This window comes from Treponema sp. UBA785 (assembly GCF_002297065.1).
Taxonomy (GTDB): Bacteria; Spirochaetota; Spirochaetia; order Treponematales; family Treponemataceae; genus Treponema_D.
Genome location: NZ_DBJD01000099.1, coordinates 1 through 19,276, shown reverse-complemented (window position 1 = coordinate 19,276; position 19,276 = coordinate 1). Strand labels below are relative to the sequence as shown.

The following is a 19,276-nucleotide window of genomic DNA, read 5'->3' as shown; positions in this document are numbered from 1 at the left end:
GATTTTTTATAAGTAGATAATAAATATAATAAAGAACTAACAAAAAGGCAAACTTTTTTTGGAGGAAATGTGGCTAAAGAAGAAGCTATAGAAGTTGAAGGAATTGTAAAAGAGGCGCTGCCAAACACAATGTTCCGCGTTGAGCTTAAAAACGGCGGACATATCATCATGGCACATCTTTCAGGCAAAATGCGCAAACACTACATTAAGATTGTTCCAGGAGACAGCGTAAAAGTTGCACTCTCTCCATACGACCTGAACCGCGGACGCATAATTTTCCGCGAACGCTAGTCAAAACTGTCGATTGCAAAAAAAAGGTCATTTCGGTTTTTAACCGCTCAATGGCCTTTTTTTTCTATTCTGTAAATCTAAATCTACAAAGCTATTTTTTATTTTGTCTTTCTCGCAAAAATTCCTTTAAGGCTTTTTGTCATTCCAGAAAGCCCCTTTACGATTCCTGCAATACATAAAATAGGACCAATAGGAATTATAAAAAAACTAAATCTCATAAAATACATGCTCAAAAGCAAAATTGCCGCATTTTTCAAAAGTTGCCCGAACCATTCGGCGCGAGTGTATTTTTTTTCTTCATATTTATAATAATATGTGCGGTTTTGACCGTTTTGCGAATTCTCGTTTTTCCAGCCATATTGCGCCCACTGCCAAAACGGATCGTCCTGATAAGACTGACCGCCATAAGAACTTTGCTGCCCCCAAGGATTGTATTGCTGATTATACGACTGCTGAGACTGAGCACCAAAAGCACTAAAACTGTCATAATTACGGCGCTTAGTTTCATCACCTAAAACATCGTAAGCAGCGCTTATATTCTTGAATTTTTCTTCGGCTTCTTTATTACCTGGATTCCGGTCAGGATGATATTTCATAGCAAGTTTTCTGTAAGCCGACTTTATTTCGTCCTGAGACGCATCTTTAGAAACTCCCAATGCTGCGTATAAATCTTCCAATACTACTTCCTTAAGTTTTTACTTCTTTTATTATAAAACGTTCTGCAATTAAAATAATCAAAATTCCCCACAGTTACAAGTAAAAACAGTTTTTTAAAACTTACTTTAACAAAGCCCAGGTTGCTCCAGAACCGCCATGATTTCTGTCGTTGTGTCCGCTCACACCCAAATGTTTATTCTGCTCAATAAAAGTCCGCACCATTGCGCCCAAAACAGGATCCGTTCCGTGGCTGTGGATTCCCTTTCCGTGAACAATTTCAATCTTTTTTATTCCGCGCCTAAGGCAATCGTTTACAAAAGCTTCAAGCTTTGCCCAGGCTTCGTCCCGGGTAAAGCCATGCAGATCAATTCTTGCTTCAGGACGCATAGATTTTAAGTAATTGCGATTTTCCATTTTTGACGCTTCTTCGCTTTCTTCGTTCAAACAGTCTTTATCAACAGTTCCATAACGGCGCAGCCAAAGTTCCATTGGATTAACTGTTTTTTTTGAATCCGCAAGCATCCGGCCTTCCAAAGTTTTTTTGCTTTTTTGAGCGGCAAGTTTTTTTTCTTCGGGAGTCGGCGCATTTGCTTTTTTATGGCTAACCTGAACCGCAGGCCTTTTTGCAGCAGATTTTTCTTTTTTTTGAGTTTCCGCCCATTGTGTCAAAATATCACCAAAATCCATTTTTTCCTCCAATAAATTTTTATCGGGCGGCTTTTTGCATAGCAAAAATCAGGCTATCCGTGGTTCCGGCGTTCGCCTTCATTGCTCCACAAAGTTCCGCAACGGCCTACGCCGCCACTCCTATCCTTGCCGCTTTTCAGTAAATTATTTTATTTCAAAGACAAGCTCTTTTTTTACCCAGCCGTTTATTTCCGACGATTCTATATAAAAATAATCGCTTGTTTTTTCTAAAATTCTTACACGGATTCCACCGTAAAAATTCTGAACGCCAGAACTTGTTTCTTCCGGCACAGGACTTATGCTTCCTCCAGCAAAAATTCCATATTTTTTAAAAACTTGAGTTCCTTTATAAAAACTCACAACAAATGCCAAAATCATGCAGAACGCAAGCATAATTGCAATTCTTTTTCGTTTTAAAACAATAAAAATCACCATCAAAACCAGCAAAACTATTCCGCACACAGCAAATAATTCTACAAAAGGCTTTTTTATTTCATTTTCGTTATTTGAAAGCGAAAACTTCTTTTCAAGCTGTTCGCGTTCCAATTTTTCTTTTCCAGAAAACAAAGAATTTCGTTCAAAACTGCGCAATTCCACAATTTTTTTGCAATCTTCAATTCCAATTTTCTTTTTTGTAAAACCGCCAGCAGTGTTTTTTGGCTCAGAAAATGCCGAATTAAATAGTTTTTTGTCGATTATTTTGTTTTCAGAGTTTTCAACTTTTAGAGAAGCCGGCAAAACCGTTAAAACTACATTCGGAATTTTTACAGTGCGCTGGCTTCCATTGTAAGCAATCGCAGTCAAAGCAAATTCCGGCAAATCGTATTCTCCTTCAACAAGCGGCTTCCACCGGAATTTTGCGACAGGAAGGCTTTTGTCCGAAAAATTTCTTCCGACAGATTTTCCACTAACATATTCAGAAGTTTCTATTTCTTCAAAAATTGAATTTTTCGGCAATTTCCAGTCAAAGGAAATTATCTGAGAAAAATACTTCAAATTCAATTCAAAAATAATTTCTTCTCCTGCCCTTGCAGTAAATTTTTTCGAATCTCCAAGAATTCTGTCAAATTTTGCCCCGGAAACAAATTCAACAAAAGCCTGAGGATTTATCAAATCTGGATTTTCAAAAACAGTTATATCATCAAACGGAATATAATAAGTTCTAAAACCAATAATTACGATTAAAGGCGGAAGCCTAACAGGACCTGTATTCTTAAAAGAAAACCAAAGGTGAACAGCAGTTCCACGAATTCCTGTTTCTCCAATAAATTCTTCTTTTTTTGAAGAAACAAGCTGGACTCCTTCCGGCAATTGCGGCAAATCGGTCTGAACGTTAGAAGGCTCAACTTCAGGAATTTTCAGCGTAAAACCGTTTTCGTATACTGTAAAAATCGACGAATTGTCCGGCTTTACTTTTAATGTGCGGATAAAAGCAGGTGACGGAGTTTTTGCATAAAGAGAGGCAAAAATCAAAAAAAATACAAAAACTAATAATCCACGACTGACGAATCTTTTTTGTTTGACTGAAGTTTTTGCCATCGTTCTTTTTCCTCCTGCTGAATAAGATTAAAAACGGCATTTTCCATTGAATTATTGTTTTTTTCAACATTGACAGAAGTCATTTCTTTTTCTGCCGACTTTGAATTTCGAGTCTCCAGCTGCTGCTGAATAAATTCCAGGTTGATTTTTGCATTCAAATTTGAAGAATCCGCAAGAACCGCTTTTTTAAAATATTCCCTTGCAAGCGAAAAATCTCCGCGGCGGTTTGCAATAATTCCGGCATTATAAAAAGCTGAACTCTTGAGTTTTTCATCTGCTTCTGGCGAAACCTGTTCAAGCCTGATTAAAGCGGCATCGAGCTCGTCCTGCATGATGTATGTTGAAGCAAGATTGTAAGCGCAATACTCTGCAAGAATTTTATCTTCTGAAAGTTTTGAATTGTTATACGAACGCAAAAAATTCGCCGTCGCCGTCTGATATTTTTTTTGATACCAGTTAAAAACTCCGTTCAAAACTGAAAATTTTTCGGACTTACAAGAGGTAAAAAACGGAAGAACCGCAAAAACCGCAAGAACAGCCGTTTTTTTTGACGATTTAGAACCAAAAAGAAAATTCAAATCAAGCTCGGAAACTATAAAGGAAAAAATAAAAAATACAATCGACAGAAAAATAAACAGCTTGTGATGCGAAATCTTTTGAATTTCAAAAGACTCTCCAGACATTTTTTTTCCAGAAAGCTGATTTAGCAAAACGTAGGCAGAACCTTCAGAATCGGCAGCAACATAAGAAATCGAATTGTCTGGACTAAGACGGTGCCGTGGCAAAAGTGATTTTTTATTGGCAGCAGAAGCGGCATCTATCATTTTTTCAGCATTTAAAAAAGTTTTTACTTTTGTAGCGCCATCTCCTGCAAGAATTTCAACTGGACGCGCAGTTCCAAAACCAACCAAAGTAACAGGGATTCCAAACCTTGCAGCATCGTCAAGAGCAAATGACAGTGAGCCGTCAGTTTCATCTCCGTCAGTAAAAACCCAGACATGAGCGTTCTGACTCATATTTTTTGGAAAAGACTGCATTGCAGAAGAAATTCCTTTTCCGATTGAAGAACCGGCAGCCGTCATTAAAGTTGGAGAAAGGCTTTCTAAAATAGAATCAACGCTTGTCCTGTCATCTGTCAAAGGAACGGCAATAATTCCATCGCCTTTTGCAAGAACCACGCTCACAGATGTTCCATTCATTTTTTCAAGAAGTTTCCAGGCATATTGTTTTGACGCTTCAAGTCTCGTCAAACCTCCAGGAGCGTCTTTTGCATTCATGCTCCAGGAAATATCAAAAACAAAGGCAACCGCATCTCCAGTTTTTTGAACTGCGACAGAGTTTGTTCCCCAGAAAATTCCTGCAAAAGCAAAAACTGCAAATGCACAGGCAAAAAAACGCAGAATAGTCCGCAAAATTATCGAAATTTTAAAACGGCGGAAAGATTTATTTTTTTGGAAATTATTCATCAAATTTGCAACACCCAAACTTTTTGCCACTTTTTTGTAGCGGAACAAATCATAAGCGGAGAAAACAAATAAAATCAACAAAATAAAAAAAGCGTACGGTCTTTGAATGTCCAGCATAAAACTCCTCGATTAAGTTTTAAATTTCTTTCAATAAAATTCGGCGGATAAACCACGCTGCAAAAAAAACAATCGCTGAAAAAATCAAAAAATATGAATAAAGCTGCCTGTTTGAAGATTTATAGTGAAAAGCCTGCAAAACATTCTGTTTCCGGCTGACAGAATTAAGAGCCTCCGCAAAAGAGGCAGTCGATTCTATTCCAAAATACGTTCCGCCGCCGACAAGAGCAATTTCCTCAAGAGAAGACGAATCAAATTCAGAATCGTAATAGCCGGAATGAACTTTGCCAGTTTTTGGATCAACATATTCAATTGGAACTGTTCCTTTTGTTCCTATTCCAAAAGCGTAGACTGTAATTCCATTTTGGGCAGCAAGATTTGCCGCTGTGTCAGGATGAATTGAACCTGCGTTATTTTCACCGTCGGTTATTAAAACAACGCATTTTTTTGGAGCAGAAGAAGCTATAAGATGGTAAACGGCACTGCTTAAACCGATTCCAAGAGCAGTTCCTTCTCCCAGCCCGCCTGTAACAAGAGAATCCAGACGGCGCAAAAAAAGCTCATGGTCAACAGTCGGCGGAACAATCGCAGCGGCCTCGCTTGCCATGGCAACAAGTCCAAAAGCGGCGCCTCTGTTGTTGTTTACAAGAGTGCGGATTCCCTGTTTTGCAGCGTCAAGACGGGTCATATTTGCAATATCGCGGGCTGACATTGAAGGGCTCGTATCAAGCACAAAAAGAATATCTGCGCCCTTAGAAGTATAAATTTTTTCCTGTTTTTGAATTACAGGGTCGGCAAAAGCACAGACAAGGCTTGCATAACCTGCCGCGCACAAAAAAACAGAAAGCGCGTTAAAAAAAACAGAAACTTTTCCTTTCCAGACAAAACTTTTTCCTTTCCAATCCGCAAAAACAACTGGAAAAGAAATTTTTTTGAAAATTTTAAGCTGGCGGAGAATAAAAAGAGCAGGAACCGCCGCCAAAAATAAAAAAGCAGTCGGGTTTTCAAACACTGGCATTCTTATCATTTGATTCATTCTCCAGTTCAAAAGTAAAAAAATTTATGGCGCTAAGACAGCGGTTTACAAGAATTTCGCGTTCTCCGTCAGCAAGCACCGCTTCGTAAAGAGAAGCTGGCTTTTTAAACGAATCGACAGAACCTTTTGCAAAGCGAATATAATCACATCTTCCAAAAACTTCCACAATGTCGCTCACAGCAGAACTTTGCGCTTCTGAAAGTGAACCGCAGGCTATTTTTTCAAATTTTTCGTAAAAATGTTCACATGTCATTGACAAAAAACATTCGTCAAACCGGCCGCACAGATATTTTCTGACGGTAAGCGTAAGCTGAGAGCAAAATTCTTCATCATCTTTTTTTTCTTTGAGAAGCTTGTTCAACTGCCTTTGCGAATTTTTATAAAGTTTTTTGATTTTTCGCTGTTCTTCAGCAAGAATAAAAAACGCTAAAAAATACGGCAGTTTAAAAATAAAAAATACGGCAATTCCAGCACAAACCAAAAAAATTGCCGCAAGAATAATCAATAAAAAAGAAGTTCCTGGAACAACGAGAGGACCTGCCGGAGGCCTAAGAGAAACAGCCCCGATTTTTTCGGCAAGTGAATTTACAGAAACAGGGGCAAAATCTACAGGAAAAGCCGCAACGGAGCGTTCTTTTTTTTGCGAAGCGCGAACCAGATTCGCCAAATCGAATGAAGAAAAATCAATTACGCCAGTCTGCCACGGAATAAAAAAAACTGTGAGCGTGTATTCAAAACCGATGTGCTCCAAAACGACCCGATAAACCAGACATTTTTCCGACATTTTATTAAAAACAGGCCAGCCAGTCAAAAGATCGAGAGTTTTTATGTCAGTTCCGGAAATTTTATTTTCAAAAAGATCAACATCGGTATGAAAAACATATTTTAATTCACATCTGTCGCCAACATAAATATTTTTCGGCATAAGAATCTGCACCGCGCCGTTTGAACTTGAATTTTTTGAAACAAGATTCTGGGCAAAGCAAAATGAGCCGGACAAAACAAAACAAAACAGCAAAAGAAAAACTTTTTTCATCTTTCTCTCCGGCTGCAAAAAAACTTATTCAAAACATAGGCAGGGTCATCCGCAGTCGATAAAATTACAGGGCTTGCTCCGTGCCTCAGACAGAATTCTTTCCAGCTGTCTAGACGGCGGCGATTGTCTTCAAGCCAGGCATTTTTAAAGGCTTTTAAAGATGTCGGAAATTTTCTTGTAACACCGCTTTCAATGTCAGAAAAAAAAGCTGTTCCGATTTCTGGTAATTCGCTGTCCAAAGAATCCGTAATCCGCATTGCGACAACGTCATTTTTTTCTGCAAGCCTTGCAAGGTTTTCCTGCCAAAGAGATGAACGGAAATCCGAAATTACAAAAACCAGAGAACGTTTTTTTAAAAGTTTATGGGCACCTTTTAGCGCAGATCCAAGAACAGAACCTCTTTCAATTTTTTCCTCCGCTTCATCAAGCCTGCTCAAAATCATCATTGCCTGATCCCGCCCAGTTTTTGCCTTTGTGCTGAATCTTATTTTTCCGTCAAAAAAAACAGCCCCAATCGAAGAATTATTTTGCAAACAGGCAAGAACCAAGAGCGCGGCAGCTTCCGAAGCAACCTGAATCCGAGTTTTTTTATTTGTTCCAGAAAACATCGAAAGAGAACGGTCCAAAACAAAAAACACCTGAAGCTCACGGTCTTCTTCGTATAATTTTACAAAAGGATGTCCCATTCTTGCTGTAACGTTCCAGTCAATTGAACGAACGTTATCTCCGGCGTTGTATTCGCGAACTCCGTAAAAATCAATTCCTTGACCACGGTAAAGCGACTTAAAACCGCCAAGACGCAGATTGTCGGCAAGAGTTTTTGCAGACAATTTTAAAAGAGAAGCTTTCTGTACAAGTCTGTTTGAATTTTCGTCAAAAATTTTCAGCATCGGACAGCCTTAAAAAATTCAACTATGGAACAGGAACAAACGTCAAGATTTTTGAAATAATTTCGTCGGCAGTTATTCCATCGGCGGCAGCTTCGTAAGAAAGAACAAGCCTGTGCCTTAAAACTTCGCAGGCGGCATTTTTTACGTCTTCCGGCAAAACAAAAGAACGTCCGGCAAACAAGGCTTTTACTTTTGAACACTGCAAAAGAGCAATTCCAGAACGAGGCGAAGCGCCAAAAGAAATATATTTTGAAAAGTCAGTGCGCCGTCCAGTATTAAGGCTGCGCGTTACCGAAACAATGTTTACCATATACTCGATAATTTTGTCAGCGCAGACAACTTTTTCAAAAGCCGACTGCAAGTCTTTTATTTTTTGAGCGGAAAGCACTTTTTTTACGGCGACTTCTCCCGCTTTTCCGGCAGTTTTTACGATTTGAATTTCTTCCTGAGGAGTCGGATAAGAAACCAGAACTTTTAGCAAAAAACGGTCAAGTTCAGCTTCCGGCAAATTATAAGTTCCTTCCTGCTCAATCGGGTTTTGAGTTGCAAGAACTAAAAATGGCTGAGGAAGAGGGTAAGTTTTTTCACCAATCGTAACCTGTTTTTCCGCCATAGCTTCAAGCAACGCCGACTGAACTTTTGCAGGAGCGCGGTTAATTTCATCGGCAAGCACAATGTTTGTAAAAACAGGACCTTTTCTGACAGAAAAATTTCCAGTGTTCTGTTCGTAAATCAAAGTTCCGCTTACATCCGCAGGCAAAAGATCCGGAGTAAACTGAATGCGCTTAAAATCAAGCCCAGAAAGTTCAGCAAAAGTTTTTACGGCAAGTGTTTTTGCAAGACCAGGAACACCTTCCAAAAGAATATGTCCGCCTGTAATTATTGCAGTAAGGATTGCATCAATTACCTGTCCCTGCCCAACAAGCCGTTTTGCGGCTTCTGTCCGGCACTCTTCCAAAATCTTACGGCAGTTTTCAAAAATTACCGAATCCTGAATACTTTCGCCGTTGCCACCTTGTCCGTTAAATTCCGTATCTTCAAAACCAGTTAAAGTTGAATTTATATTATTTTTATCCATTTTATAGCCTGAAAATTGTATATTTATGCAGTTTTTATGCATATCCAATTGACGCACGTACTTTATAGCGATAATATACTTTATCATGTTGAACCCTTTAGCACAAGAATTGAACAATGTTCTTAAAAACACAACTCCAGGCGAGTTGCTTTCAGACTTAGGATTACGGATTTTCTTCCCGAAAGGCATTATTGCTCAGGGAGGAGAAGCAAAAAAATTCGGAAAAGTTGCAAATGCAACAATCGGAACAACGCTAACAGGCGGAAAACCGGCAATTCTCGAAGCTGTGCATAAATATGCGCCAGAGCTTTCTGCCGGAGAATTGGTTTCGTATATGCCGACCGCTGGCAATCCGGAGCTTCGTGCACTTTGGAAAGATTTAATCTACAAAAAAAATCCAGGGCTCAAAGGAAAATCAATTTCCATGCCAGTTGTAGTTCCAGGACTAACAGCAGGCATTTCCTATCTTGCAGACCTTTTTCTTGACGAAGACAAACCTCTTCTTTCGCCAAACCCAAGCTGGGACAATTATGCGCTCATTGTAGAAACACGCAGAAATTCACAGCTCCACACATTCAATCTTTTTTCAGGCGATGGATTCGACCTTGACTCGTTCAAAAAAGCAGTAGAAAAAGAAGCAGAAACAGGCTTTGTCCGCTTACTTTTAAACTTTCCGCAAAATCCAAGCGGCTATTCACCTACAAACGCAGAAGCAGCTCAGATTGTAAAAATAATCCGCGATATTGCAGAAAAAGGCGCAAAAGTTCTTATTTGGGACGATGATGCATATTTTGGACTAAACTACGAAAACGACATTTATCCGCAGTCTCTTTTTGCAGAATTTGCAGACTTGCACGAAAATGTTCTTGCTGTAAAAATCGACGGACCAACAAAAGAAGACTTTGTCTGGGGATTCCGCACAGGATTTTTAACATTTGGAGGAAAAGGCTTAACAGACGGACACTACGCTGCGCTCGAAAAAAAACTTATGGGTTTGATCCGTTCTTCCGTAAGCTGCTCGTCAACACCAAGCCAAAGCCTTGCTCTGCGTGCATTCAGCGATCCAGCGCTCGAAATTCAGAAAAAGAATTTTCGAAAACTTCTCGAAGAACGCTATGAAGAAGTAAAAAAATTCGTGACATCGCATACAAGCAAAAATCTTGAAGCCCTGCCGTTCAATTCAGGATATTTTATGAGTTTTCATACAAAAGTCGATGCTGAACAGCTGCGCCAGAAAATTCTGCACGAAAAACAGATTGGAACAGTTGCAATTGATTCAGAAACACTCAGAGTCGCATTCTCCAGCCTTGAAAAAGAACAGGTTGAAACAGTATATAAAGCTATTTACGAATGCGCCGACAATATGTAAATCAATTTTATAAAAACTCAAAAAGACGTCAGAAAATCTGGCGTCTTTTTTATTTGGCGGCAATCTGCTCACAATCTTAAAATTGCGCCGTCAGCCTGTCATACGGTTTATAAAAAATATGCCGCTTTGTTAAATCGTTGATTTTTTTCTATTCTTGAATATTTATAAATATAAAAAAATGCGGTATACTCAAATAATGACTGGATTTTTGAGGACTTATTTTTTTGCGGCGATTTTTATTTTTTGCGGACTTTTTTTTGGATGCAAGATACAAGACAATTCGCCAGACACTTTTATAATTTGGACTGACCGCGAAGAATTTGTTTCTTACAGTGAACTTTTTAATTCGATTCAAGACAAGACAAAAGCTGTAATAGTTTACAAAAAACGTCTCGCAAGTTCACTTCCCCCTGCAAAAGATGAAGAAAAACCGGATTTAATCGCAGGCTCATGGCTCAAAAACGACAGCACACGCAAACTTTTTAGGCCTCTCGATTCACTTTTAAGCAAAGACAGCATCGATATTTCTACACTTTACGCGCCTCTCGTTGAATACGGCAAAGTTTTTGACAGCCAATATCTTCTTCCTGTCAGTTTTAACCTTCCGCTTTTTGTCTTTTCTTCCAAAAACGAAGATAAAATTCCAAATCAATATTCGCTTTCTCTTGAGCAGATAAAAGAACTTGCCGGAGACTTTAATGCAGTGAACAAAAAAGGTTTCTATACAAAAATGGGTTTTGCCCCTTCCTGGGACGATGAATTTTTGTACGAAGTCGCTAAAAAATTCGGTCCATGTTTCAAGCAAAAAGGAAACGGTTTTATCTGGGACGAAAAAAAACTTTCAGAAGCAGTTGAATATATCAGAGCCTGGACTAAAGAAAAAAACTCAAGCACAACGGCAGAGCAAGATTTTGAATTCAAATACCTCTACACACCAAAATACAGACAAATTGCCGAAGGCAGAACGCTTTTTAGCTACATAACGAGCAACGAACTTTTTAAAATTTCTTTTGAACAGCTTGGCGAAATTGATTTCCGATGGCTTTCGATAAACGGCTTTATTCCTGCAAAAGACGATATTGTTTCTATGGCAGTTTACAAACACGCAAAAAATCCAAGGCAGGCTGAAAATTTTATCCGCTGGTTTTTCCAAGAAAAAAATCAAAAGCTTTTGCTAGAACGCTCTGCAAAAATGCATCTGGACACGGCGACTTTTGGAATTGTGTCTGGCTTTTCGACAATAAAAGGTGTAAACGAGCGCATTTTCCCAACTTTTTACAGAAATTTGCTCGGAAACTTGCCGGCAGAAGAAAAAATTGCAGCGCCACAGGCTTTTCCGCCACGATGGCAAAGCATAAAAGAGCGCGTAATTTTTCCTTATTTGAACAATGCAATAAAAACAGACAGCGACAAAAAAAATCTTACGATGGAATCGCTTTTAAATACATGGTCAAAGCAATTTGACTAAAACTGAAGTTTTAATCTTGACTTTTTACGGGAGCGCAAAATTATGAGCGAAACTTTTATTTCTCAGGACGAACTAAACAGACTTTTACAGGCAGAACGTTCTAAAATAAAAAATATAAGAAAACCAAAATTTAAGTCATCTCAAATCTTGGAAAATTTTGAAAAAAACAGCAAATTGTTTTCGGACAGATTAAAAATTGAACAGATTTCTGTAACTCAGGAAGAAGTTGACAACGTTCTAGGAAAAAAACGCTAAAAAATCCACGTCTTTTTTCTGACATTTGCACAAAATGCCAGAAAAAATATATCAGCCTCTAAACTAAATTTTTATTTTTCCGAAAATTTACTAGAGGTTGAGTTATGGTCAATTCTATTTCATTAAATGCTTATTCATACGGCAGAATTTTAAGCGGCAGCTCAGGAAAACTCTATGTTCCTGTAAATCCTGCTTCCGTTATTTATTCTCAATTTGACCATATTTCTGGAGTTGCTTCTTCAATCCCAGAACACGGCGTTTCTGTAAGCAAAATTCAGATTTTAAACTCTCTTTTAAACCAGCTTATCTCCATGAAAAGCCAGCCAAAAGCAGAATTTTCCGACAATTTAAATTTGAGCGATGGCCAAATGGAAAGCCTTATTCAAAATTATCAGTCGCAGATTCAAAACGAAATCGAAAAATCCCATATGACAGGCTACGGACTTGCAGGAGTGCAGCCTCAGACAGGACAACTTCTCGATTTGACGGCATAATTCTAGTTATTTGCAAACTTTTTCTGGTAAAAAATACTGTCCATCCACTCAAAGCGCTGCTCGCACCAGTCCGTAAGATATTTTACTTCGCTTTTATAAGTTTTTCTGTCGCGGTATCCGGGCGCACGTGGCCAGATCGCGCTTCCAATTATGTGCCATACGCTGTCGTTTAATTCTCCGGCAGAATTTAAAAGCTCGCCCTGCTCCTTGAGCCAGTCAATCGAAGATTTTAATTCAAGCCGGGTTTCGAGCCAACGTTTTTCTACCGCATTTACAAAATCTGCATCGTTAAAAAGGCGATGATACCAAGACGACTGATTTATCAAAAAACCTTCTTCGTTGGACGGCATTGTCGAATTTTTAGAAAAATCAAAAACCTTGAACATTTGAATCCACGCGCTGTTGCTTACGAGAGAGTTATAAGAATTGCTTCCTGTAGAACTTTCGCCGCTGTTTCCAAACGCAATATCATGATCCCAGGCAGGCCCCATAAAAAGTTTGTCCTGACTGTAGTCATAATTCATAAAGACCGAGTTATAGAACTTTGCATCATAATTTTTCGAAAACTCAGAAAGAAGATACCAGTCAACAAACGAATCCATATCAAAATATTTTTTGTACCCGTCTTCTTTTAACCAGTTTTCGCTATAAAGAATATTTTCGAGTTCGTTTATTTTTTCCGCCCATTTTTTGTAGTTTTCTTCGGTTGACTTGGGAGAGCGGATATGAAACCTTAAGCCTGTCGGGCTTGAAAAAGAATATGGACGGCCGCCGTGGCTGTCGATTTCGGCAAGAAAACCTTCACCCTCGAATTCAACGCGGCTTTTTTCAACTTCAACTTTTTCCGTAACCGAATAAAGTCCGCGGTATTTGCCATTTATAAAGAGGGTTATAAATTTTGACTGCGGATTCCACCGCATTTTGTCCCAGACATTGTGAGTAAGATGCTCGGCATAAAAATTTCGCAGCATTGAGCGGTCGCAGGAGTTTGCCATCAAAATCCATTTTCGGGCGCCCGGCATTCCCAAAAGATTTGCCTCACGGTCAAGTTTTAAAAGATACGGTTTTTTATTTGTAAAAGTTGTTTTCCAGGTTGAATTTCCGTGTCCACGAACCTTGCATTTTCCTGTAAGAACGACAGAAGGATCCGTTAAAGTAAATTCGCCTTTTACATAATCTTCTTTGCTTGTAATTTCTTTCTTTTTGTTTGTAGAAAGCTCGAGTATCGGAAGACCAAGTTTTTTGCAACTTTCAAAAGTAACTTCCCGTTCAGAAGAAAGCAAAAATGCTAAAACACAGCCAAACGAAAGCAGAACAAATAAAAAAACAAAGCCAGCCGAATATCTTTTTATTCCATTAAAAACGCTCATATTTTCTTTTTTTTCAGATAAATCTAGTAAGTTACTTCGCCGTCGTGCGCAAGAATTGTTGAAGAAACAACATTTTCGAGAGCGGCAACTTCCTGTAAAAGAGCAGAATCGTCAGAAGCGCGGATTTCTACAACAAGGTTGATTTTTCCATTAGAAAGAGCGCGGCTTTTTACTGCAAAAGTTTTGCAATATTTTTGAACTAGCGCCATTATGCTTTTTTCGAGTTCGTAACTATTGCCGCTTACCATTAAAATTTTTGGAGCTTTTGCAACAGGAAGCCTGTCCAAAACAAAAAGAGCAACTGTCAAAATAAACGCAAGCACGCACGAAATTTGAGCAAGACCTGCGCCACAGATAATTCCTGTAGAAATCGCCCAAAACAGAAAAACCAAATCCATTGGATCTTTTATTGCAGTTCTAAAGCGGACAATAGAAAGAGCGCCGACCATACCTAAAGAAATTACAACGCTCGACTGAATCGTCAAAATTACACCGGCAGTAATCAATACAAGAGCAGGAAGCGCAATGTTAAACGACTTTGAATAAAAGGTTCGGCGCGTCAAAAGCCTGTAAGCGAAGAAAATATAAAGCGCAAAAACAGACGCAATCAAAAAAACTATGATGATGTTTTCCGGAGTCGCATCGTATCTTGTAAATCCCTGAATGAATGATTTTTTGAAAATATCCTTAAATCCCATAAAAGCTACCGTCCTTTTTTATGTTTTTATAATTTTAAAAATTTTAAGCCATTCCGTTAATGTCAAATTTTCTGCAAAGGTAGAATTTTGAAAAACTCGTCCATTGCAAAAGGCTCGTCTGACACGCCTCGTTTATAAAATCCGGCAAAAATTCGTCGAATTTTACTTCCATCATATTAGTTCCGACCGGTAGAACCGGTCTGAACGCTGCCTGCGGATTAAAAAAATCTTCTATGTTGCTTGAACTGCGAAGGTTCCTGTCAAAAGTTACACGAACATTTCCGTCCGGATAAACAAAAGGAACTCTCTCGTAAGCAACAATTACAACAGGCCTCAATGCACGAAAATGCATCTGGGAAATCAATTTTTTTAATAGATATGGAGTTTCGGCCGTAAAATCTGGAATTTGGCCGGCCATAATTTGTTCAAGGGTTTTTAGCGGAACAGGACACGACGTTTTAAGGCACATTCCATTTACTTTTTGCTTTAATTCCAAAGCAATACGCTCTTTTGAACAGTTGTAAATTCTAATTCTGAATTTTTCGCGAGGATCTGTTCCGTTTTCGTTTTCTAAAAAGCAAGTGCCGTAAATATCATCAAAATAAATGCTTCGAATTGCATATTCGCCTGCTTCTCCAGTATTTTTATCCAGGCTTAACAACGCTCCCATCCGCTGTTCTATCGCAGAAAGAACCATTTCAGGAGAAAAATATTTAAACTCGTGTCTGAATTTAGGCATTGCCGCAAGTCCTTAAAAACTACCGAACAATCGGTAACTTATGTATAAAGTATAAAGAAATGTTTTCTGAGTGTAAACCGATTTACTTATAAAAATTTGAAATAAGTTTAAATAATTAAATATTTAACCTAAAGAACCAAAGATTTTTTTTAAGCAATACTTAGCCCGTGCTGGAGCAACGCCAAAGGCGGCCCGAAGCGGCTGAGGGTTACCGAATTGCGGAAGGACGGTTTGAGAGCTATCTCGCTCCAAAGTTTTAAATAAAAAAAACGAGATGCTTTTTTAACTGCATCCCGTTTTTGCACGTTTTTGCGATTTTTAGTTTTTAGCTCCACAAAAGCCAAAGAACGACTGCCGAGGCTGTTGTTGTAATAATTGTAAAACTTCCTCCGACTTTTAGCCATTTTGCAAATGACATTGGATAGCCTTCGTTTTTGACGATTCCCATGGCCACAACATTTGCGCTTGCTCCAAAAGGAGTGAGGTTTCCGCCAAGACAAGAGCCAACGAGCAGTGCAAACATAAAAAGGTCGGCTCCCATTCCTAGTCCGGCGCCCATCTGCTGAGCGACAGGAAGCATAACCATAATGTAAGGAACGTTGTCCACAAATCCAGAAATCAAAATGCTCACTGCAAGAATTACAACAAAGCCCAAAAATTTACTTCCGCCGCAGAAGTGAACAAGAAAATTTGCAAATTCTTTTAAAAGCCCTACTCCGCTGATTGCTCCAACGACAACGAAAATTCCCATCAGAAAGAAAATTGTTTCCCAGTCAAGCTCCTTTATCAAAGTCCAGACTTCGCTTTTGGTCTTTTTCTGTTTTGCAGAATACCACAAAACTCCTATTGCCGCCAAAATTATTACAAAAAGCCCGGAAGAAAGGTTCATTATGCATTCAGGAACAATTTTTGCAAGGGTAGAACTTGCAAAAGAAAGAGCCGCAAGCCCGAAAATCATGACAAGCATTAAAGCGGCAGGAAAGGCTGAGAGAACAGGCTCGCTTTGAACAGCAGATTTGTCCTTTAAATGCGCAAACACCATATAGAAGAAAATACAGCCTGCAAGAAGTCCTGTCTGAACAACAAAGAATATGGAAAGTTTTCCTTCGTGAATAAAAAAGTCGTTAAAATTGTAATTTGCAACCGCGGCAAAAATCATGCTCGGGGGATCGCCTACAAGGGTTGCTGTTCCTTCGAGATTTGACATAACAGCGAGACCGACCATAAACATTGTCGGGTTCATTTTTAATTTTTTGCAGAGACTCAGCGCAATTGGAGCCATAACAAGAACAGTCGCAACGTTTTCGACAAAAATCGAAATAATTCCGGTCATTGCAAGGATAAGGACAATCGCAACTCCTGTCGAAGGCGCAATGGAAACAAGCCAGTCGGCAATTTTTGCAGGAACTTTTGAATACAAGAAAAGAGCCGCAATCGTCATTGCGCCGACATAAATCATAAGAACGTTCCAGTTAATCAAGGTACCGAAAGCGTTTGTCAAAGCAAAAAGACGTGAAACATGTCCTTCTGCAGAACCAAAAATAACGCCCGGAAAAATCATTCCGAGCACAATGCATAAAATTCCGGCAAATGTCGTAAACCACACTTTTTTGTCCTGAAAGACGATTACAAGCGCGTACATTAAGACGGCAAGTGCCAAAATAACCCATTTTAGTTCCATAAAAAAACCTCAATAAAAAAGTGGAATTATTTTAGCAAATTAAGGCGACATGGAAAAGCAAAAAAAACGGTTAAGCAAAGATGCAAAAAAAATGAGGAAACTGCGCGTTTTTAGAGAAAAACTTAGCCCGGATCGCCACGGAAAGACCGGACGAGCGGAGCGAAGGAGGACTTGCAGCAAGAGCCGGTTTGACAAGAAAATGAGCTCCGAATTTCCAAGAATTTTACCCGGTATTTTGCTCAATTTTGCCCAATAATAAAAAATAATTAACGACAAAATCGCAATTATTGTCATTGAATTCACGGCTCAAAAATACTATAATGCGTTTAAGTTAGATTTTTTTTAAGGAGATCTTAGAATGACAGTTAATGACATTAAAAACGCCAAGATTAAGGCTTGGGTTGAAGAATGTGTTAAGATGTGTGAACCTGATCAGGTTGTTGTTTGTGATGGTTCAGCAGCAGAGTATGACCGTCTCGTAAAAATTTGTGTAGACGCTGGTCTTGCTACTCCATTGGCTAAAAAACCTCACAGCTACCTTTTCCGCTCAGATCCTTCTGACGTAGCACGTGTTGAAAAAAGAACATTCATTGCAGCAAAAACTCAGGAAGCTGCTGGTCCTACAAACAACTGGATCGACCCAGTAGAACTTAAAGCTACAATGAAAGGCCTTTACAAGGGATGTATGCACGGACGCACAATGTACGTTATTCCGTTCTGCATGGGACCTCTCGGCTCTCCAATCGCAAAATACGGTATTGAGCTTACAGATTCAGAATATGTTGTTTTGAACATGGACATTATGACACGCGCAGGCGAGAAAGTTTGGCCATATCTTGATGACAACTTTGTTCCTTGCTTGCACTCAGTCGGAAAGCCGCTTGAGAACGGCGCAAAAGACAACGGCGTTTGGGCTTGCGCTCCAGTAGAGAAAAAATATATTTCTCAGTTCCCGGAAGAGCATCTTGTTTGGTCTTTCGGTTCTGGATACGGCGGAAACGCTCTTCTCGGAAAAAAATGCTTTGCTTTGCGCATCGCTTCTGTAATCGCGCGTGAGGAAGGCTGGCTTGCTGAGCATATGCTTATTCTTAAGCTCACTAATCCAAAAGGCGAAGTTAAATACGTTACTGGCGCATTCCCGTCAGCCTGCGGAAAAACAAACCTCGCAATGCTTATTCCTACAATCCCGGGCTGGAAAGTTGAGACAGTCGGCGATGACATCGCTTGGATGAAATTCGGAAAAGACGGACGTCTTTATGCTATCAACCCAGAAGCAGGATTCTTCGGAGTTGCTCCAGGAACTTCTGCTCAGTCTAACAAAAACGCTCTCGAGGCTGCTTCAAAGAACACAATCTTCACAAACTGCGCTCTTACAGAAGACGGAGACGTTTGGTGGGAAGGAATCGGCTATCCTGCAAAGGGCAAGCTTGTTGACTGGAAAGGCAACGTACGCGACGCTCTTCCAAAAGACAAGTCTCCTAAAGGTGAAGAATTCGCTCATCCAAACGCACGCTTTACAGCGCCTGCAAAACAGTGTCCATGTATCGCGTCTGACTGGGAATCACCAGAGGGCGTACCTATCAGCGCAATCTTGTTCGGTGGACGCCGTCCGTCAACAATTCCACTTGTTCACCAGAGCCGTGATTGGAACCACGGTGTATTCCTCGGATCTATCGTAGGTTCAGAAATCACTGCGGCTTCTACAATCGACGCTAGCCAGGTTGGAAAAATCCGCCGCGACCCGTTCGCAATTCTTCCATTCTGCGGATACAACATGGGCGACTACTTCCAGCACTGGATCGACGTTGGAAACGCTGCAAAAGACAAAGACCTCTTGCCAAAAATCTTCTACGTTAACTGGTTCCGCAAGGACGACAACAACGCAGAACTTCCAGGCGGATTTATGTGGCCAGGATACGGCGACAACAGCCGCGTTCTTGAATGGATTTTTGACCGCTGTGACGGAAAAGACAACTTTATCGACACACCAATCGGTTACATGCCAAAAGAAGGCGCAATCAACACTGACGGTCTCGCAGACTACTACAAAAAGACTCTTCCAGAGATTCTCAAAGTTGATGTTGAAGGATGGAAAAAAGAAGTTAAGGATATTCGTGAAAACCACTATCCAAAATTCGGAAAACACCTTCCAAAAGAACTTACAGCAATTCTCGATGACCTCGAGGCTCGCTTGAACAAATAATTTGGCTTTAAGCTAGATTAAAAAAAGAAAGGCTGTCCTTAAAGTTGATTATTCAGCAAAAGGACAGCCTTTTTTATTTGACAGAAATTCTATCTTCTAGCACGCTTGCATCCTTCACGAAATTCTTGAAAAGAAATGCAAAAACTTTAGCCAAGACCGACTTGTTGAGTAATGAATTTATCATTTTGGTACAAATCCAAAG

At 39.6% G+C, this 19,276-nt stretch carries 18 protein-coding genes; 6 read left to right on the top strand and 12 right to left on the bottom strand.

Annotated features, from left to right (window positions below):
• The first annotated feature begins 69 nt into the window (after window positions 1-69).
• A complete protein-coding gene (gene infA / locus B2X33_RS09280) occupies window positions 70-291 on the top strand; it encodes a translation initiation factor IF-1 (protein WP_296023493.1) in 222 nt (73 codons plus the stop codon).
• Window positions 292-389: 98 nt separating this feature from the next.
• Here the strand turns inward: infA and B2X33_RS09495 are convergent, their stop codons facing one another.
• The 8 genes from B2X33_RS09495 to B2X33_RS09240 all read right to left on the bottom strand — a co-directional run bounded on the left by B2X33_RS09495 (window position 390) and on the right by B2X33_RS09240 (window position 8,797).
• Window positions 390-968 carry a DnaJ domain-containing protein gene (locus B2X33_RS09495; protein WP_414717816.1) on the bottom strand — a complete coding sequence of 193 codons (579 nt, stop codon included), beginning with the start codon at window positions 966-968 and terminating at the stop codon, window positions 390-392.
• Window positions 969-1,068: 100 nt separating this feature from the next.
• The gene (locus tag B2X33_RS09270; RefSeq protein ID WP_296669194.1) at window positions 1,069-1,635 is read right to left on the bottom strand and encodes a Smr/MutS family protein; all 567 of its coding nucleotides are present in this window, start codon (window positions 1,633-1,635) and stop codon (window positions 1,069-1,071) included.
• 144 nt (window positions 1,636-1,779) lie between these two features.
• Window positions 1,780-3,174, bottom strand: coding sequence for a hypothetical protein (locus B2X33_RS09265; protein WP_296669192.1), 1,395 nt, complete (start codon window positions 3,172-3,174; stop codon window positions 1,780-1,782).
• A complete protein-coding gene (locus B2X33_RS09260) occupies window positions 3,123-4,757 on the bottom strand; it encodes a VWA domain-containing protein (RefSeq protein WP_296669190.1) in 1,635 nt (544 codons plus the stop codon). The genes B2X33_RS09265 and B2X33_RS09260 overlap by 52 nt, the downstream gene beginning before the upstream one ends.
• Before the next feature lie 19 nt (window positions 4,758-4,776).
• Window positions 4,777-5,784 (bottom strand): VWA domain-containing protein, encoded by a 1,008-nt coding sequence (locus B2X33_RS09255; RefSeq protein ID WP_296669189.1) that lies wholly within the window; start codon window positions 5,782-5,784, stop codon window positions 4,777-4,779.
• Entirely contained in the window at window positions 5,762-6,829 is a 1,068-nt protein-coding gene (locus B2X33_RS09250) for a hypothetical protein (RefSeq protein WP_296669187.1), read from the bottom strand. The genes B2X33_RS09255 and B2X33_RS09250 overlap by 23 nt, the downstream gene beginning before the upstream one ends.
• A complete protein-coding gene (locus tag B2X33_RS09245) occupies window positions 6,826-7,719 on the bottom strand; it encodes a DUF58 domain-containing protein (protein WP_296669185.1) in 894 nt (297 codons plus the stop codon). The genes B2X33_RS09250 and B2X33_RS09245 overlap by 4 nt, the downstream gene beginning before the upstream one ends.
• 22 nt (window positions 7,720-7,741) lie before the next feature.
• A complete protein-coding gene (locus B2X33_RS09240) occupies window positions 7,742-8,797 on the bottom strand; it encodes an AAA family ATPase (protein WP_296023512.1) in 1,056 nt (351 codons plus the stop codon).
• An 85-nt stretch (window positions 8,798-8,882) separates the two neighbouring features.
• Here B2X33_RS09240 and B2X33_RS09235 point away from each other — a divergent pair, with 85 nt between their 5' ends.
• The 4 genes from B2X33_RS09235 (at window position 8,883) to B2X33_RS09220 (ending at window position 12,383) form a co-directional block, all read left to right on the top strand.
• Window positions 8,883-10,166 carry an aminotransferase class I/II-fold pyridoxal phosphate-dependent enzyme gene (locus B2X33_RS09235; protein WP_296669183.1) on the top strand — a complete coding sequence of 428 codons (1,284 nt, stop codon included), beginning with the start codon at window positions 8,883-8,885 and terminating at the stop codon, window positions 10,164-10,166.
• Window positions 10,167-10,362: 196 nt separating this feature from the next.
• Window positions 10,363-11,634, top strand: a complete 1,272-nt coding sequence (locus tag B2X33_RS09230; RefSeq protein WP_296669182.1) for an extracellular solute-binding protein — start codon at window positions 10,363-10,365, stop codon at window positions 11,632-11,634.
• Between the two features lie 42 nt (window positions 11,635-11,676).
• Window positions 11,677-11,889: a hypothetical protein gene (locus B2X33_RS09225; RefSeq protein ID WP_296669180.1), complete on the top strand. Its 213-nt coding sequence runs from the start codon at window positions 11,677-11,679 to the stop codon at window positions 11,887-11,889.
• Window positions 11,890-11,993: 104 nt separating this feature from the next.
• Entirely contained in the window at window positions 11,994-12,383 is a 390-nt protein-coding gene (locus tag B2X33_RS09220; RefSeq protein WP_296669179.1) for a hypothetical protein, read from the top strand.
• A gap of 2 nt (window positions 12,384-12,385) precedes the next feature.
• Here B2X33_RS09220 and B2X33_RS09215 read toward each other — a convergent pair whose 3' ends face one another.
• The 4 genes from B2X33_RS09215 to B2X33_RS09200 all read right to left on the bottom strand — a co-directional run bounded on the left by B2X33_RS09215 (window position 12,386) and on the right by B2X33_RS09200 (window position 16,871).
• Window positions 12,386-13,753, bottom strand: a complete 1,368-nt coding sequence (locus B2X33_RS09215) for a CotH kinase family protein (RefSeq protein WP_296669176.1) — start codon at window positions 13,751-13,753, stop codon at window positions 12,386-12,388.
• Between the two features lie 23 nt (window positions 13,754-13,776).
• On the bottom strand, window positions 13,777-14,451 hold the full coding sequence (locus B2X33_RS09210; RefSeq protein ID WP_296669175.1) for a DUF4956 domain-containing protein: 675 nt from the start codon (window positions 14,449-14,451) through the stop codon (window positions 13,777-13,779).
• Window positions 14,452-14,494: 43 nt separating this feature from the next.
• Window positions 14,495-15,190 carry a polyphosphate polymerase domain-containing protein gene (locus B2X33_RS09205; protein ID WP_296669173.1) on the bottom strand — a complete coding sequence of 232 codons (696 nt, stop codon included), beginning with the start codon at window positions 15,188-15,190 and terminating at the stop codon, window positions 14,495-14,497.
• A 325-nt stretch (window positions 15,191-15,515) separates the two neighbouring features.
• Complete coding sequence (locus B2X33_RS09200; protein ID WP_296669171.1) at window positions 15,516-16,871, bottom strand: ArsB/NhaD family transporter; 1,356 nt, start codon at window positions 16,869-16,871, stop codon at window positions 15,516-15,518.
• A gap of 358 nt (window positions 16,872-17,229) precedes the next feature.
• On the opposite strand from B2X33_RS09200, the gene B2X33_RS09195 reads away from it, so the two are divergent.
• Complete coding sequence (locus B2X33_RS09195) at window positions 17,230-19,074, top strand: phosphoenolpyruvate carboxykinase (GTP) (RefSeq protein WP_296023539.1); 1,845 nt, start codon at window positions 17,230-17,232, stop codon at window positions 19,072-19,074.
• The last annotated feature ends 202 nt before the right edge of the window (window positions 19,075-19,276 follow it).